Annotated in this window: 13 protein-coding genes and 1 tRNA gene; 3 read left to right on the top strand and 11 right to left on the bottom strand. The window is 28.8% G+C overall.

Features of this window, described 5'->3' with window-relative positions; all coding sequences use genetic code 11:
- Positions 1–147 precede the first annotated feature (147 nt).
- From carB to trhA, 7 genes are all read right to left on the bottom strand, one after another.
- Entirely contained in the window at positions 148–3,357 is a 3,210-nt protein-coding gene (carB, locus tag F3K33_RS00195) for a carbamoyl-phosphate synthase large subunit (RefSeq protein WP_011967394.1), read from the bottom strand.
- 14 nt (positions 3,358–3,371) lie between these two features.
- Positions 3,372–4,421, bottom strand: coding sequence for a glutamine-hydrolyzing carbamoyl-phosphate synthase small subunit (carA, locus tag F3K33_RS00190; RefSeq protein ID WP_039773414.1), 1,050 nt, complete (start codon positions 4,419–4,421; stop codon positions 3,372–3,374).
- A gap of 654 nt (positions 4,422–5,075) precedes the next feature.
- Positions 5,076–5,855, bottom strand: coding sequence for an SDR family NAD(P)-dependent oxidoreductase (locus tag F3K33_RS00185; RefSeq protein WP_039773415.1), 780 nt, complete (start codon positions 5,853–5,855; stop codon positions 5,076–5,078).
- Positions 5,856–6,148: 293 nt separating this feature from the next.
- A complete protein-coding gene (gene mgsA, locus F3K33_RS00180; protein ID WP_011967391.1) occupies positions 6,149–6,508 on the bottom strand; it encodes a methylglyoxal synthase in 360 nt (119 codons plus the stop codon).
- Between the two features lie 274 nt (positions 6,509–6,782).
- Positions 6,783–8,027, bottom strand: a complete 1,245-nt coding sequence (locus F3K33_RS00175) for a glutamate-5-semialdehyde dehydrogenase (RefSeq protein WP_039773416.1) — start codon at positions 8,025–8,027, stop codon at positions 6,783–6,785.
- Between the two features lie 25 nt (positions 8,028–8,052).
- Positions 8,053–8,856, bottom strand: coding sequence for a glutamate 5-kinase (gene proB, locus F3K33_RS00170; RefSeq protein WP_017209551.1), 804 nt, complete (start codon positions 8,854–8,856; stop codon positions 8,053–8,055).
- Between the two features lie 229 nt (positions 8,857–9,085).
- The gene (trhA, locus tag F3K33_RS00165) at positions 9,086–9,733 is read right to left on the bottom strand and encodes a PAQR family membrane homeostasis protein TrhA (protein WP_011967388.1); all 648 of its coding nucleotides are present in this window, start codon (positions 9,731–9,733) and stop codon (positions 9,086–9,088) included.
- A 221-nt stretch (positions 9,734–9,954) separates the two neighbouring features.
- On the opposite strand from trhA, the gene F3K33_RS00160 reads away from it, so the two are divergent.
- On the top strand, positions 9,955–10,548 hold the full coding sequence (locus tag F3K33_RS00160) for a DUF1836 domain-containing protein (protein ID WP_039773417.1): 594 nt from the start codon (positions 9,955–9,957) through the stop codon (positions 10,546–10,548).
- 232 nt (positions 10,549–10,780) lie between these two features.
- Positions 10,781–12,376: an ABC-F family ATP-binding cassette domain-containing protein gene (locus F3K33_RS00155; RefSeq protein WP_023975956.1), complete on the top strand. Its 1,596-nt coding sequence runs from the start codon at positions 10,781–10,783 to the stop codon at positions 12,374–12,376.
- Positions 12,377–12,523: 147 nt separating this feature from the next.
- Here F3K33_RS00155 and F3K33_RS00150 read toward each other — a convergent pair whose 3' ends face one another.
- Together F3K33_RS00150 and F3K33_RS00145 are read right to left on the bottom strand one after the other, a co-directional pair.
- Positions 12,524–13,312 carry a Cof-type HAD-IIB family hydrolase gene (locus tag F3K33_RS00150; protein ID WP_039773418.1) on the bottom strand — a complete coding sequence of 263 codons (789 nt, stop codon included), beginning with the start codon at positions 13,310–13,312 and terminating at the stop codon, positions 12,524–12,526.
- A 161-nt stretch (positions 13,313–13,473) separates the two neighbouring features.
- A complete protein-coding gene (locus F3K33_RS00145) occupies positions 13,474–14,058 on the bottom strand; it encodes a TetR/AcrR family transcriptional regulator (protein WP_023975959.1) in 585 nt (194 codons plus the stop codon).
- A gap of 381 nt (positions 14,059–14,439) precedes the next feature.
- Here F3K33_RS00145 and F3K33_RS00140 point away from each other — a divergent pair, with 381 nt between their 5' ends.
- Complete coding sequence (locus tag F3K33_RS00140; RefSeq protein ID WP_011967383.1) at positions 14,440–15,330, top strand: phosphatidylserine decarboxylase; 891 nt, start codon at positions 14,440–14,442, stop codon at positions 15,328–15,330.
- Between the two features lie 34 nt (positions 15,331–15,364).
- Here the strand turns inward: F3K33_RS00140 and F3K33_RS00135 are convergent.
- Positions 15,365–15,439: transfer RNA gene (locus F3K33_RS00135), tRNA-Arg, on the bottom strand.
- A 187-nt stretch (positions 15,440–15,626) separates the two neighbouring features.
- Positions 15,627–16,532 carry a sensor histidine kinase gene (locus tag F3K33_RS00130; protein WP_020372901.1) on the bottom strand — a complete coding sequence of 302 codons (906 nt, stop codon included), beginning with the start codon at positions 16,530–16,532 and terminating at the stop codon, positions 15,627–15,629.
- Positions 16,533–16,687: the final 155 nt, after the last annotated feature.

The following is a 16,687-nucleotide window of genomic DNA, read 5'->3' as shown; positions in this document are numbered from 1 at the left end:
GAACATATGTTCACTTGTCAATATTTCCTTTTAATAATATATTTCATGAAAAAAACTAGGATATCATCTGTCATATCCTAGTTTTAATTTTTAAATAAGTGCAGTAACTTGAGTAGTCTTTTTAATACTGCTTTAACTCATTAATTTTTATTTTGCTATATTGAATACTTCCAAATCCTTATTCTCATCAAACTTCTCAAGTTCCACATCTGCAATTGCTCTTAATGTATCTAATGCTGTAATCACTCCTAAGTTTCTCTCAACTGCTGCTCTTCTTATTAAGAAACCATCTCTTTTCGAATCATTTCCTTTTGTTGGAGTATTTACAACTAAGTCTACTTCTCTGTTTTTAACTATATCTAAAATATTTGGTTCTTCTTCATCTATCTTTCTTATTTCTTCTACTTCTATACCTGCTTCCTTCAATAAAGCGCAAGTTCCTGATGTTGCAATAAATTTGTATCCTACTGATGCTAAATCTTTTGCTATTGGTAGGAATTCTGCCTTATCATGCTTATTTATTGTAGCAAGTATTTTTCCTTTTTCCTTTGAAGGATACATATACGCTCCAACAAATCCTTTGTAAAGTGCTTCCTTTATGTTTCTACCAACTCCTAAAACTTCTCCTGTTGATCTCATTTCAGGTCCTAAGCTTACTTCAACATTAGGTAACTTTTGAGTTGAGAATACTGGAACTTTAACTGAAACTAGTTCAGGTTCCTTATATACATCTATTCCATATCCCAATTCCTTTAATTTAGCGCCAAGCATTACTTGTGTAGCTAAATCTACTATTGGAACTCCACTTACCTTGCTTATATATGGTACTGTTCTTGATGCTCTTGGATTAACTTCAATTACATATAATTCTCCTTCAAATTCTATGAATTGAATATTTATCATACCCTTTATCCCAATTGCTAATGCTAATTTTTTAGTATACTCTAATACATCTGCTTTAATTTTGTCAGATATATTTTGGCTTGGATACATAGTTACACTATCCCCTGAATGAACTCCAGCTCTTTCTAAGTGTTCCATGATACCCGGTATTAAAATATTCTCTCCATCTGATATGGCATCTACTTCTATTTCTCTACCCATTAGATATTTATCTATAAGTATTGGATTTTTACTGTCTTTAGCGAAAGCATTTTCTAAGTAGTATGTTAACTCTTCTTCGTCATGAGTTATTTCCATTCCTTGACCACCAATTACATATGAAGGTCTAACAAGTACTGGGAACTTTAATCTCTTAGCTTCTTCTAATCCTTCTTCTAAAGACCATATTCCTTTACCTTTTGGTCTTGATATTCCTAATCTTTCTAGTAATTCATCAAACTTTTCTCTATCTTCAGCCATATCTATTTGATCTGCTGTAGTTCCAAGCGTTACAATATTTTGTTCCTTTAAGAAGTTTGCAAGCTTAATAGCTGTTTGACCACCAAATTGAAGTATTACACCATCTGGTTTTTCTTTTTCTATTATATTTAAAACATCTTCTTCCGTTAATGGCTCAAAATATAACTTATCTGATACATCAAAATCAGTACTTACTGTTTCTGGGTTGTTATTAACTATAATAGTTTCAATTCCAAGTTTCTTTAGTGCTTTTACGCAATGTACTGACGCGTAGTCAAATTCAATACCTTGCCCTATTCTTATTGGACCTGAACCTATAACTATAACTTTTTTATTATTTGATACTTCTACTTCATCATATTGCTCATAAGTTGAGTAATAGTATGGAGATAATGCTTCAAATTCTCCTCCACAAGTATCAACCATTTTATATGAAGGCTTTATACTCCATATGTCTCTTAATCTATATACATCGTCTGGACTAACCTTTAGCATATCAGCTATAGCTTTATCAGAAAATCCTTTTTTCTTTAAATGATGTAACCATTCCTTATCTAAATCTTCTATTTTACTTAATTTTAATCTTTGTTCTTCTTCAACTATCCACTTTATTTTTTCTAAGAAAAACATATCGATTCCAGTAATTTTATTTATTCTATCTATCATGTAATCTCTTCTTATCATCTCAGCTAATGCAAAGATTCTTTCATCATCAGGCTTCATTACTATGCTCTTTAATTTTGAAATACTATATTCTTTAAATTTATTATGATCTAATGAATATTTTCCTATTTCTAAGCTTCTAATTCCTTTTAAAAACGCCTGCTCAAAATTGGCTCCAATAGCCATAATTTCTCCAGTTGCCATCATTTTTGTTCCAAGTTCTCTGTCAGCACCAAAGAATTTATCGAAAGGCCATTTTGGTATTTTTACTACAACATAATCAAGTGTTGGTTCAAAACACGCATATGTTTTTTGTGTAACAGCATTTTTTATTTCGTCTAATCCATATCCAAGAGCTATTTTAGCAGCAAGTTTTGCAATAGGATATCCTGTTGCTTTTGATGCTAGTGCTGAACTTCTTGAAACTCTCGGATTTATTTCTATAACTGCATATTCAAAACTATTTGGATTTAGCGAGAACTGTACATTACATCCACCTTCAATTCCAACTGCATTTATTATATTTATTGATGCTGTTCTAAGCATTTGATATTCTTTATCTGAAAGAGTTTGTGATGGAGCTACAACTATACTATCTCCAGTGTGTATACCAACAGGATCTATATTTTCCATATTACATACAGTAATACAGTTTCCATAAGAGTCTCTCATTACTTCGTACTCTACTTCTTTCCACCCCTTAACGCTCTTTTCAAGTAGAACTTGACCAATTGTGCTTAGTTGAAGTCCCGATTCTAATATTGTTCTAAGTTGTTCCTCGTCATCAGCGATACCACCGCCAGATCCTCCTAATGTATAAGCTGGTCTAACTATAACTGGATAACCAATCTTATTAGCGAACTCCAAACCTGCAGTTAAGTCAGTTACAATTTCACTCTTTATAACTGGTTCTCCAATCCTATTCATCATATCTCTAAATAACTCTCTATCTTCACCTTCTTTAATTGATGCAATAGAGGTTCCGATTACTTTTACATTGTATTTTTCTAATATACCAGAATCATGTAATTCTACTGCAAGGTTAAGTCCTGTTTGACCACCCATTCCTGCAAGTAAGCTGTCTGGTCTTTCCTTAGCTATTACTTTTTCAACAAATTCTAATGTTAATGGCTCTAAATAAACTTTATCTGCAACTTCTTTATCAGTCATTATTGTTGCAGGGTTTGAATTTACAAGTACAACTTCTATACCTTCTGATTTTAATGCTTCACAAGCTTGAGTTCCAGAGTAATCGAACTCTGCTGCTTGACCTATGACTATCGGACCTGATCCTATAACTAAAACTTTTTTTATATCTTTATTTAATGGCATTTTACTAAAACCTCCTATAGTGCATATTCTAAGAACTTATCAAATATATATTCACTGTCTTTTGGACCTGCTGATGCTTCTGGATGAAATTGAACTGAGCATATTGGTAAAGTCTTATGTTTCATTCCTTCTACAGTTCCATCATTTATATTAACGTGAGTAACTTCCATGTCATCTGGTAACTTCTCTACTACATACCCATGATTTTGCGAAGTTATATGCACAATATTAGCTTCTAAATCTTTAACAGGATGGTTGCATCCTCTATGTCCAAACTTCAATTTAGTAGTTTTACCACCTAACGCTAATCCCAATAATTGATGACCTAAGCAAATACCTGTTATTGGTTTCTTTCCAACTAATTTTTTAATATTTTCTATGGCAAAATCTAAATCTTCTGGATCCCCAGGTCCATTAGATAAAAATATTAAGTCCGGGTTAATATTTAAAACTTCTTCTGCTGTTGCTGTTGCTGGGAATATAGTTAATTTGCAGCCTCTCTTTTTGAAATTCCTTATTATATTAGTCTTTATACCGAAATCCATAACCGCAATATGTTTTCCTGTTCCTTCAACCACATAAGACTTATTTGTTGTAACAGTCTTTACAGCTTCCTTAGTAGAAAATCCTGCTATTTTTTCTTTCACATATTCATCGTCAACATCTTCTAGTGCTATAAGACCTCTCATAGTACCACTATTTCTTAAAACCTTAGTTAAAGCTCTTGTATCTATTCCTTCCAAGCCAATAACTTTTCCTTGTTTTAAAAAATCTTCAAGTTCTAATTCACATCTAAAGTTACTTGGCATATTACATTTTTCTCTAACAATAAACCCCCTTACTTTTATTGAATCAGACTCCATATCTTCAAGGTTTATCCCATAATTCCCTATTAAAGGGTAAGTCATCGTTACTATTTGTCCGTAATAAGATGGATCAGTAAGTACTTCTTGATAACCTGTCATTCCAGTTGTAAATACTACTTCTCCGACGCTTTCTTTTAGATATCCAAAAGCTTTTCCTTCAAAAATCATGCCGTTTTCTAATATAAGCTTTGCTTTCATACTTAAGCCTCCTACAAATATATTTTTGCTAAAACTACACCTTATGAATCTTTGTTTAATATAAAACAAAAGGATAATAAAGAGATTTCAGAAAACCTGATCTCTTCACTATCCTGTGATATACCATACAAATATTTGAATTCAAAAAATAAGCTATGAAATTTTTCATTCAGCTTTCAAATATCATAGTCATGCTTCCCTTTTTGGCCTCACAGGACCAAGTTAAAGTGTATCTTAACTTTTAAAATTTCTCTTTCTAACTATTCTAGTTGATAGATAATCCTGTGTCAAGATAATTTAAGGATAGTTTAATATTTAATATAATTATTTTTATTTATTACTTATTGTCTATTGCTTATTGTCTATTGCTTATTTATCTTTAATTTATTCAATATATAAATCTTATCATAAAAATAAGATTATATAAAGCATAAAAATACACTTATTTGAATTTTTATTCATATTCTTTTTATTTCAGATATAAATATACCATTAATTCAAATAATTACTTTTGTATGTTAATCCTTAATTATATGTGAATTAAAATATGTATCCCAATTAAGTAACTAAATATTTATTATGATAATGCTATATTTAAATCGATATAATGCATGCATATTTATATAAAAAAAAGAATAATAGCTAATATAAATACTAACTATTATTCTTTAATATAATTTTTCTTCCTAACGCTCTAGGGATTAATTTATTTCCTAAAATCAACAGCTTATTTTTATATCCTGGAATAATTATTGTCTTGCCCATTGAAAATTCTCTGTAAGCACATTTTGCTATATCACTAGCATTCATTAAATATCTTTTAGATCTTTGTGATTTTTTTATACCAGCCTTCTCTTGAAATGATGTTCTTACAGGCCCAGGGCAAAGGCAACTTACCCTGATTCCCAAATCTTTCAACTCATCATGTATTGCTTCTGTTAATGATAAAACATATGCCTTGCTTGAATAATATATAGACATTTTAGGACCACCAATAAATGCTGCTGTTGATGCCACATTTAAAATGCCTCCATGTCTTCTCTCAACCATCTTTTTAGAAAAGTACTTTGTAAGCATAGTCAATGCGGTAATATTTATATTTATTATCTTTTCTTCAAGTCCCTCTTCTAAATCATGAAAAAAACCAAAGCAACCTATGCCTGCATTATTTATTAAATTATCCACAATTAAATTCTTTTCTTCCACAACTTCTATTATCTTTTTATAACCTTTATCCACAGATAGGTCACATTGAATTATTTCCACAATTACTCCATATTGATCTTCAAGCCTACTTTTAGTATTCCTTAGCTTAATTTCGTCTTTTGCTATAATAATTAAATTATCTTTATTTTTGGCATAGATTTTTGCTAACTCAAATCCAATTCCGTCACTACCACCAGTTATTAATGTATATCTGTTTAAATCAGTCATTATAATCCTTCCTTTTAAGATATTCTATTAGTTTACAAGCTATATTTCCTTGCTATTACCTTAGAATTATAATCATGTTCATACTCCATTTATACACAAATGATTGCTAATTGCAAATTTATATAATTTATGTTATCATATAATTAATAAAATATTCAGAAAATTTAGGCAGTTACAGTTAATTCTGAATTGACCTATCTCAAATTTAACACTACTTTTTCTAAAAATGTACTTATCATTTGATAAGTACATTTTGTTTTTGTATATATGATTTTAACTGGTTTGTCCATAATTTAAAATTGTTTAATTATAAGTTCTGCTGTTTTTATATTAGTAACAACAGCTACATTATGTACATTACAAACTCTAAGCAATGCTGATACATCTGGTTCATGAGGTTGCGCTGTCAATGGATCTGTAAAAAATATTACTAGATCAATCTTTCCTTCTGCAATACGACCACCTAATTGTTGATCTCCTCCATATGGACCAGATAAATATCTCTTAACTTCAAGACCTGTTGCTTCTGATATCTTCGTTCCAGTTGTTCCTGTAGCAACTAGCTCATATTTAGCTAGTACATCCTTATACTTCTTTGAAAATTCAATAATATCTTCCTTCTTTTTGTCATGTGCTATTAATGCTATTTTCACAATTGTCATCCCCCTTTTTAGATCCATTTGATACGTTTTCACATTGGATTATACTATACTTTTTTATAGTTATAAAGTCTATTTAATATTATTATTTTATCATATAAATATTTACATATTATTACAACACACTTTATATATTTTAAGATTATTTCCTTGGCAATACTTAATTATGTTGATTTATTCATGAAAATATTAATTTAGTATCTTTAATTATTATAATATATAAGAATATAAAGAATATCATGCAATAATATCCTTTATATTCTCTGTATTATCTTATTTGGCCATTTCCATAAATGATATATTTGATTGTTGTTAATTCTTTAAGTCCCATTGGACCTCTGGCATGTAACTTTTGAGTGCTTATTCCTATTTCTGCACCAAAACCAAACTCTGAACCATCTGTAAATCTTGTTGACGCGTTAACATATACAGCTGCTGCATCAACTCTTTGTAAAAACTTTTGTGAATTTTTATAGCTCTCTGTAATAATTGCTTCCGAATGCCCTGTTCCATATTTATTTATATGCGAAATTGCTTCATCTACATCTTTAACTACTTTTACGGCAATTATATAATCTAAATATTCTTTTCCCCAATCCTCTTCAGCAGCTTTCTCAATGTCGTTAATTATAGATTGTGATACTTCATCACCTTTAACAGCAACGCCGTTTTCTCTTAAGGCATTAACCACTATCGGCAAAAAGTCCTCCACTATCTTTTCATTTATAAGTAACTTTTCAGCTGCATTACAAACAGAAGGTCTTGATGCTTTTGCATTAATAACAATGTTTTTTGCCATTTCAAAATCGCAGTCTCTATCTACATATATATGACAATTGCCTGTTCCTGTTTCTATAACTGGAACAGTAGCATTTTTAAGAACAGCTTGAATTAATCCTGCTCCACCTCTTGGAATAAGAACATCTATAAACTCATTTAACCTCATCATTTCAGTTGCAACTTCTCTACTTGTATCTTCTACTAGCTGTACTGAATCCTTAGGCAAACCAGATCTTTCAATTCCTTTTGTTAATGCCTTAACTATAGCTTTATTAGAATTAATAGCTTCACTTCCGCCTCTTAGAATAACAGCATTTCCAGTCTTTATACAAAGCCCTGCTGCATCACAAGTTACATTAGGCCTTGCTTCATAAATTATTCCAATAACTCCTAACGGTACTCTCTTCTGACCTATTTGTAATCCATTAGGTCTTTGCCACATAGATATTACCTCACCTATTGGATCTTGAAGTTTTATGACATCTTTAAGCCCTGCTGCCATGCTTTCTATTCTTTCATCTGTAAGAGCTAATCTATCTAACATAGCTTTTGAAGTACCTTTTGATACTGCTATATCTAAATCCACTTGATTAGCTGATATTATGTCTCCTTTTGCCTTTATCAATTCCTCTGCCATAATCATAAGTGCATCATCTTTTTGCTTTGTTGATGCAATACCAAGATCATAAGAAGCATTTTTAGCATTTTGTCCTTTAATTATTAACTCACTCATTTTTAGCCCCCATTTCTTATTTTACCTACGATACAAATAAAGTTCCTATTTCTTCACCATTCAAAATATCTATTATTATATCTGGTTCACTTCCATTCGCTAAAATCATATCTACTCCTGCTTTTGTGGATGTCTTAGCTGCTGATAATTTTGTGATCATTCCACCAGTTCCTAGATTTGATCCTGCACCTCCAGCGCACTCTTCTAACTCAGGAGTTATTTCTCTAACTTCATTTAGTAATTTTGCACTCTCATTATTCCTTGGGTCTGAATCATAGAACCCATCTATATCAGATAAAATTATTAGCAAATCTGCGTTAATTAATGATGCAACTATTGCCGATAGATTATCATTATCACCAAATCTAACTATATTCTCAATCTCATCTATTGAAACTGTATCATTCTCATTTACTATAGGAATTATCTTATTATCTAATAAAGTTTCAAATGTATTACATACATTTTCCCTAATATGATCATCTTCTACTACATCTCTTGTGAGTAACACTTGCCCAACCACATGGCTATATTCTCCAAAAAATTTACTATATATATGCATTAGCTCGCATTGTCCAACTGCTGCTACTGCTTGCTTTTCTCTTATACTTTCGGGCTTTTCTTTCAATTTTAATTTATTAACACCAACAGCAACTGCACCTGATGTAACAAGCGTAACCTGCTTACCTGAATTAACTACATCAGATAATACGCGCGTTAGCTTTTCAATTCTACTTAAATTAATATTTCCATTATCATAAGTTAATGTTGATGATCCAACCTTTACTACTATTCTACTAGCATCTTTTAACCTTTGACGAAAGCCCATTTTTCCATCCCCTTAAAGTCTATTTATTCTTTATAATTTATCTTACTATACCTAATATATCTTATCAAGTTTTAAAAGATGTTTTATAATAAAACAATCTAGTTCCATATAAATGTAATTATGTTTTTATAAAAAAATAAGGATAAAAAGAATACTAAATTTATTTAAAATAAGTATTTCTTTTATCCCCTATATAATCTACTAGATTAATGCAACTTAAAATTCTGATTTAAATTATATATACAAATACACAAATAAAATGACAAAGGGTTCCCAACATAATAAATATATGAAATATTTCATGTCTTCCAAAGAGCCATACTTTTATTTTATCTGATTTTAATGCGTATATTATTCCACCTATTGTATACATTATTCCTCCAAGAACTAACCATGATAGTCCAAATGAAGATAAAACTTGAGACATTGGATATATGGCAAATACTGCAAACCACCCAATTCCTATATACATGCTACTGCTGAGCCATCTAGGACAAGTTACCCAACATAATTTAAATGCAATTCCGATTACTGCACATATTGTTACTGCTAGAAATAGATTTATTCCTACCTTTCCATTTAACGCCACTAGGCAAAATGGTGCATATGACCCTGCTATTAATATAAATATCATAGAATGATCCAATCGTTTTAGAATTTTTATTACTTTATCATTTGCTATTACTGAATGATATGTTGCTGATGCGCTATATAATAAAATCATACTTATCCCGAAAAATAAAACTGATACAAATGTTATTGTAGAACTTCCCCTTGTATATACCTTTACTAGCATTGCTATTAATGCAAATAATGATAGAACTGCTCCAATAAAATGAGTTAATCCATTAATAGGTTCTCTTAAATATTTCTCCATTCTTTTGCCCTCCCATTTATTCCCACGTAGTTTTAATAACTACATGTTGCTATATTAGAATTATTTCATATTTTTTTTTATATTGCAACCCCATTTTTGTTTATTTTCTATTTATTAAATAGTATTTTACCCATAAATGCTTGAATTATCTACTTCTTTTCGATAATATTAAAATTATAATAATGACATAGTTTCTATTACTATGTGAGGAGTGAAATTATATGAATGACTTTAATATTGATGCATATATAAATTCACAAAAATCATCTAATAACATTAACTTAAATGATTTTCCTGAAATTGATTTATATATGGATCAAGTAATGCAGCTATTTGAAAGTAAATTAAGCTACACTAAAAGAAATGATGATGACAAAGTTCTTACTAAAACTATGATTAATAACTACGCCAAAGGTAATCTTTTAATGAAAATTAAAAATAAGAAGTATACTAAAAGTCATCTTATTTTAATGGGGTTAATTTATAATTTAAAAGGTGCACTGTCCCTTACAGATATAAAAACTATCTTGAGCCCCATAATTAATGCTTTTGAAAAAGAAGAAGAATATCCATTACATGATATATACCAATCCTTTCTTGATATATATGATTCAAACTTAGATGATTTAAAATCTTCCTCAACTAAAATTTATGATAATATTACAAATCTAATAAGTAATGAAGATAATTCTTTAGGAGACTATGAAGAAAAACTTCTGCTTATATGCGCATATGTTAGCATGAGTAATCTTTATAGACGTATGAGTGAAAAAATAATAGATGAATGTTTTGGGAGTACCAAAAATTATAAATAACATTAATTTTAATTAAGTAATAATACAAAAATTTAAAATTATAGAAATACTTAAAAATGCAAAAATCATTAATTATATGATATAATAAGCAACATGTAGTTAAACTATTTATACGATGCACAATTAAGGATGAAATTCCAAATTAATTTATGATAACATATTTTAACGATAAAAAGGATTTTTTCCCTAATTGTGCATTATTATAATTAAGAAGAAATGAGGTCGAAATATATTGATAAACGTATCAAATGTTAGTTTGAGATTTGGTGGACGTAAGCTTTTTGAAGATGTCAACCTTAAATTCACTCCAGGAAATTGTTATGGAGTTATTGGTGCTAATGGAGCTGGAAAGAGTACATTCTTAAAAATATTATCAGGTGAGATAGAACCTAATACTGGTGAAGTTATAATTGCTCCTAACACAAGAATGTCTGTCTTGAAACAAGATCATTATAAGTATGATAATTTTCAAGTCCTAGAAACTGTAATAATGGGGAATGAAAGACTATACCAAATAATGAAGGAAAAGGATGAAATTTATGCTAAACCTGACTTTTCTGATGAAGATGGAATTAAAGCATCTGAATTAGAAGGTGAATTTGCTGAACTTAATGGTTGGGAAGCAGAATCTGAAGCATCTTCGCTTTTACAAGGACTAGGTATAGGAACTGATCTTCACTTTAAAAATGTATCAGAATTGACTGGTGGAGAAAAAATTAAAGTTCTTTTAGCTCAAGCCTTATTTGGTAATCCTGGAATACTAATTCTAGACGAACCTACTAACGGTCTTGATTTAAAGGCTGTAAACTGGTTAGAAGACTTTTTAGGTAACTTTGATGGAACTGTTATAGTTGTATCGCATGATAGACACTTCTTAAATTCAGTTTGTACTCAAATGGCTGACGTTGACTTTGGAAAGATAAAAATTTATGTAGGTAACTATGACTTCTGGTATGAATCAAGTCAATTAGCTCTTCAAATGTCAAAAGATCAAAACAAGAAAAAGGAAGAAAAGATTAAGGAATTACAGGACTTTATTGCAAGATTTAGTGCTAATGCTTCTAAATCTAAGCAGGCTACTTCTCGTAAAAAACTTTTAGATAAAATTACTTTAGATGATATTCAACCATCAAGTAGAAAATATCCATTTGTAGGTTTTAAACCTGAACGAGAAGTTGGTAATGATATATTAATGGTTAAAGATTTATCAAAAACAGTAGATGGTGTTAAAGTATTAGATAACGTGAATTTCATAGTTAATAAAGGTGATAAAATTGCTCTTATTGGTAATGAAATAGCCGTAACTACATTATTCAAAATATTATCTGGAGAAATGGAACCAGATAGCGGTGAATATAAATGGGGAATAACTATAACTAATGCGTACTTCCCAGCTGATAACTCAAAATACTTTGACGATTGCAATCTTTCTTTAGTAGATTGGCTTAGACAATATTCAGAGGAAAAATCTGAAAGCTATATCAGAGGATTCCTAGGTAGAATGTTATTCTCTGGTGAGGAAGCATTAAAAGAGGCAAATGTATTATCAGGAGGAGAAAAGGTTAGATGTATGTTGTCTAAAATGATGCTTTCTAATGCTAATGTATTAATGTTAGATCAACCTACGAATCACCTTGACCTTGAATCAATTACAGCTGTAAATAATGGTTTGAAAGATTATAACAGTAATATATTATTTGCTTCTCATGACCATCAGTTCGTTCAAACTATAGCAAATAGAATCATAGATATTAAAGATGATGGTTCTATAGTTGATAGAACTATGACATTTGATGAATACTTAGAATTTTCTAATTCTAATAAATAATAATTTAACCATATAAATTAAGATTATATGTAATATACTTATAATAAAAAGTTCAGCATTTCTATAAATTGCTGAACTTTTATATTTCTTTGATAAATTATTTTCCATTTAATTTGCTGAATAAGTTATAATCTCTAAATTAATATTTTATCTTAGCATATCTTCTATTACTTCAAAAACATGATCTACAAGATTATCAGCATATGGTTTAATTAGTTCTTCTACTGAATTAAATGTATAACTATTATTGGTAATCTTAAACATGGAAATATCATTCATTGAATCGCCGACCGTATATAAACTATCAACGCCTTTATTTTCATCTTCCAAAATCATCATAATTGCATTTCCTTTTGAACAATTCTTTGGAACTATATCTACAAATACTTGATTTCTAAAAGCTTCTATATACTCATCATATTCATTTATCAATTTTTCTCTTACCAATTCTGATTTTTCTATAGATTGAGATACATTAAACACACTCATAATTTGTGAATCTGATATGCTACTCAATGCTTCTCCTAATGTTACCCTATTAGAAAAATGATTAAAAAAATCAGCATCTACAGCTGAAACATCAACTAATTTATTTTCTATCATATAAGTATCATTTCCATCATCATAATATATTAAGGAATCTCCTATATCATAAAAATCAGCTATTATTCTATTTTGTATTTTATTCGGTATTGATTTCTCATGTATAATATTATTTCTGTTATCCATTATCACTCCACCATTACACATAACCAAGTAATCATACTCAAATGGATATTCCTTTAAAATACTATTTACTCCTTTTAAACTTCTTCCTGTTGAAATTATTATCTTATTTCCAAACGCTTTTAGTCGCCTCAATGCATCTAAATCCTTTTCTGAAATTTTGTTATCTCTAAATAGCGTTCCATCTAAATCACTCGCTAAAAATTTCATTAGTATCCCCCAGTTCCCTCGTTATTTTATTCAATTTGGTAATGATTATATATACTGCTCATAAAAAATGTCTCTCTATACACTCCCTATTTATATTTAATTATAAGTGTAAACTAGAACTAATTACATTTATCTAGAATCTAAAATATAAACTTCATATTTTAAATATATCTATTTATATCTATTCCTAATCCATTCAATGTAAACTTAATAGTACTCTCTATAATATCTTCTAAATTTATCTTCTCTATATGTATAGATTCATATATTGCAGATGAACATAGTGATCCAAAAAATTGGAATGCAATAAGTTCTACATCTCCTTTTTTAATTTCCCCAATTTCCATTGCAGTTCTTATATTAATTTCAATTTCATTTATATACTTTCGTATCTTATGACGCAATTCATTTTGTCTATGCTCAGTCCCCCACAACTGGCTCATTACTATTTTAAAAAAATCTATATACCCATATAAAAATGTTAATTGTATTCTACATATTTTTATTAATTTTTCAATAGGACCTATATTGATATTCTGAACTTCAATAACTTGATTTTGTAATATTTGCAATCCCTCCTCAACAATGAAATTAAATATTTCCTCTTTACTCTTGAAATGATAGTATAATGTCCCCTTTACAAGTCCAGCATTGGCAGCTATATCATCCATAGTAGCACCTCTATATCCAGATTCAGAAAATATTTTTATTGCAGATTTAAAAATCAAGTTCTTTGTTTTGTTCATAACATTTCTCCTCATTTTTCAATAATTACTTATGCCAATATTATCAATATATTATATCATTTAGTTCATTATTAAACCACAATTCTACATATTACTATTTATATCAAAAATGAAACTTTCACTACATATAATCTTACTTTTGAAATTTTGATTATCTGTGATAAAATTAATATTAAGGTAAAAAATAAACTATGTATGTTACACATAATTTATTCAATATATCAGTTTTTCTATATTATTTACTAAATGATTATTCTATAGATTTAACTAGATATATCTAATTAAAATAAGAAATGGAGGATACTTGTCATAACTGTAACATTATAAATCTTTAGAGCTGTTATCTCTAAATTATTTAATAAAGTTTTGACATTTGTATTTATGATTCAAGTATATAATAGAACTACAAAATCTTATGAAGAAGAACTTATCGCTGGAAAGAAATATATAGAATGGACCTATGAATCACCAGTTGGTAAAACAATTACTGAACTTATTGCAAAGAAAAAATTATTTTCTAAGTTATATGGGAAGTATTGTGATACAAAGCTAAGCAAATCCAAAATTTCACCATTTGTAGATAGCTTTAATATTGATATGGCTATGTCGAAGAAGAAAATTAATGAATTTAAATCTTTTAATGATTTCTTTACACGAGAATTAAATTTTGATGCTAGACCAATAAATTCAGATAATAATATATTAATTTCTCCAGGAGATGGAAGAATAACTGCCTATGAAGACATTGACTTAGATAATATAATTCAAATTAAGGGATTAACTTATAGTTTAAAAGAGTTAATTAATGATGATAATGTAGCTAGTAAATATAAAAATGGAATATGCGTTGTATTACGCTTATGCCCTACTGACTATCATAGATTTCACTTTATCGATTCTGGTATTCCATATGAAAATCATCCTATAAAAGGGCACTATTATTCTGTAAATCCAATAGCTTTAAAATCTGTTCCTAAACTTTTTTGTGAAAATAAAAGAGAATGGTCTTTATTTAAATCAGATAACTTTAAAGATGTACTTCATATAGAGGTTGGTGCTACATGTGTAGGTTCAATAATTCAAACTTATTCCCCTAGAGTTAGAGTAAATAAAGGTGACGAAAAAGGCTATTTTAAATTTGGAGGATCTACAACTATATTATTCTTTGAACAAGGATCTATAGAAATAGATGCTGATATTATAGAACAATCTAAATTAGGCTTTGAATGTAAAGTTATATTTGGTGAAAATATTGGTACTAAAGTTTTATAAAATAAAAAGAATGGGTTACCCATTCTTTTTATTTTGGCAGAGCGTGAAGGAATCGAACCCTCAATGTACCGTCCGTAGCGGTATGTTATATCCGTTTAACTAACGCTCCATATTCAATTTTTGCAACAAGTTTATCTTATCACAAGCGGTTATAATAATCAAGTTTATAATTTGATTATTCTCATAATTTTATAAATTTAATACTATTATTCAACTTAGTCCCATATACAATTTGGAATAAGTTATCTAAAAATTAGGTTTAATTTTTAGATAACTATCCTTGTTCATGATGATTTTTACAAATATATATCAGAAAACTCTACCTCAAGTACTTCCACTTTACTTTTAATATTTAAACATTTATCTCTATTATTTTCATCATCCTGTAATCTTTCTATTGGTAACTTAATTATAAATTCACAACCAGAATTCTCTTCACTTTTCAATTCGATACTACCATTATGAGCTTGAGTTAAATATCTAACTAGATCAAGACCTATCCCACTTCCCGAATTCTCAGATTTTTTATTTCTTGAAGATTGAACAAATCTATTAAAAATTGTATTTTGCTCTTCCTTTGGTATCCCAATTCCTTCATCCCTTACCGAAATAGTTAATTGATTTATACTTTTCCACGCATTTATATATATATTACTTCCCTTTGGCGAGAACTTTATTGCATTAGAAATTAAATTCATTATTATTCTATCTATTGCTTCTGGGTCTACTGCCATTATGCACTCTTCAACATTTGTATCAAAAACTAAAGAGATCTCCTTCTGCTTAGCATATTTATCTATTGAAGATATATTCCACTCTATTAAGTTAATTACATCTAAATTCTCTCTTTTAATACTATAATGATTTTTTTCTAATTTTGTTGTATCTATTAGATTGTTTACAAGTTTTAATATTTTATATGAATTTCTTTTTATAACATCCATGTGATCCTGGCATTTACCATACCTTTTAATATCTTTATAATCATCCTTGTAACATTGTAAAACACTTAAAATTATATTTAATGGTGATCTCAAATCATGTGAAATATTCAAAATAAAATCTTCTTGATTTTTCTTAGATTCTGATAAATTAATAAGTTTGCTAACTAATTCATCTTTCGATAACTTAATAAGGTCATTTCTATTCAATATATTTTCCCTATCAATCTGATTATCTTTCAAAATATTAACCTCAACCATTTTTAAATCCCCTTTTGTAATTTTTTTTACTTTTTTTACCATATACCCTTAATATATAATATCACATAACTTCCCGGCTAACAACCATATTAAATAAATTTGATATGATATTTCTAATTCCAAAAGATTATATAATTGTTCGTTTAAGTTTAATA

Origin of the sequence: Clostridium beijerinckii, assembly GCF_008705175.1 — a bacterium.
Taxonomy (GTDB): domain Bacteria; phylum Bacillota; class Clostridia; order Clostridiales; family Clostridiaceae; genus Clostridium; species Clostridium beijerinckii.
The sequence above is the reverse complement of the archived record's forward strand: the minus strand, read 5'-3'. Positions and strand labels throughout refer to the sequence as shown.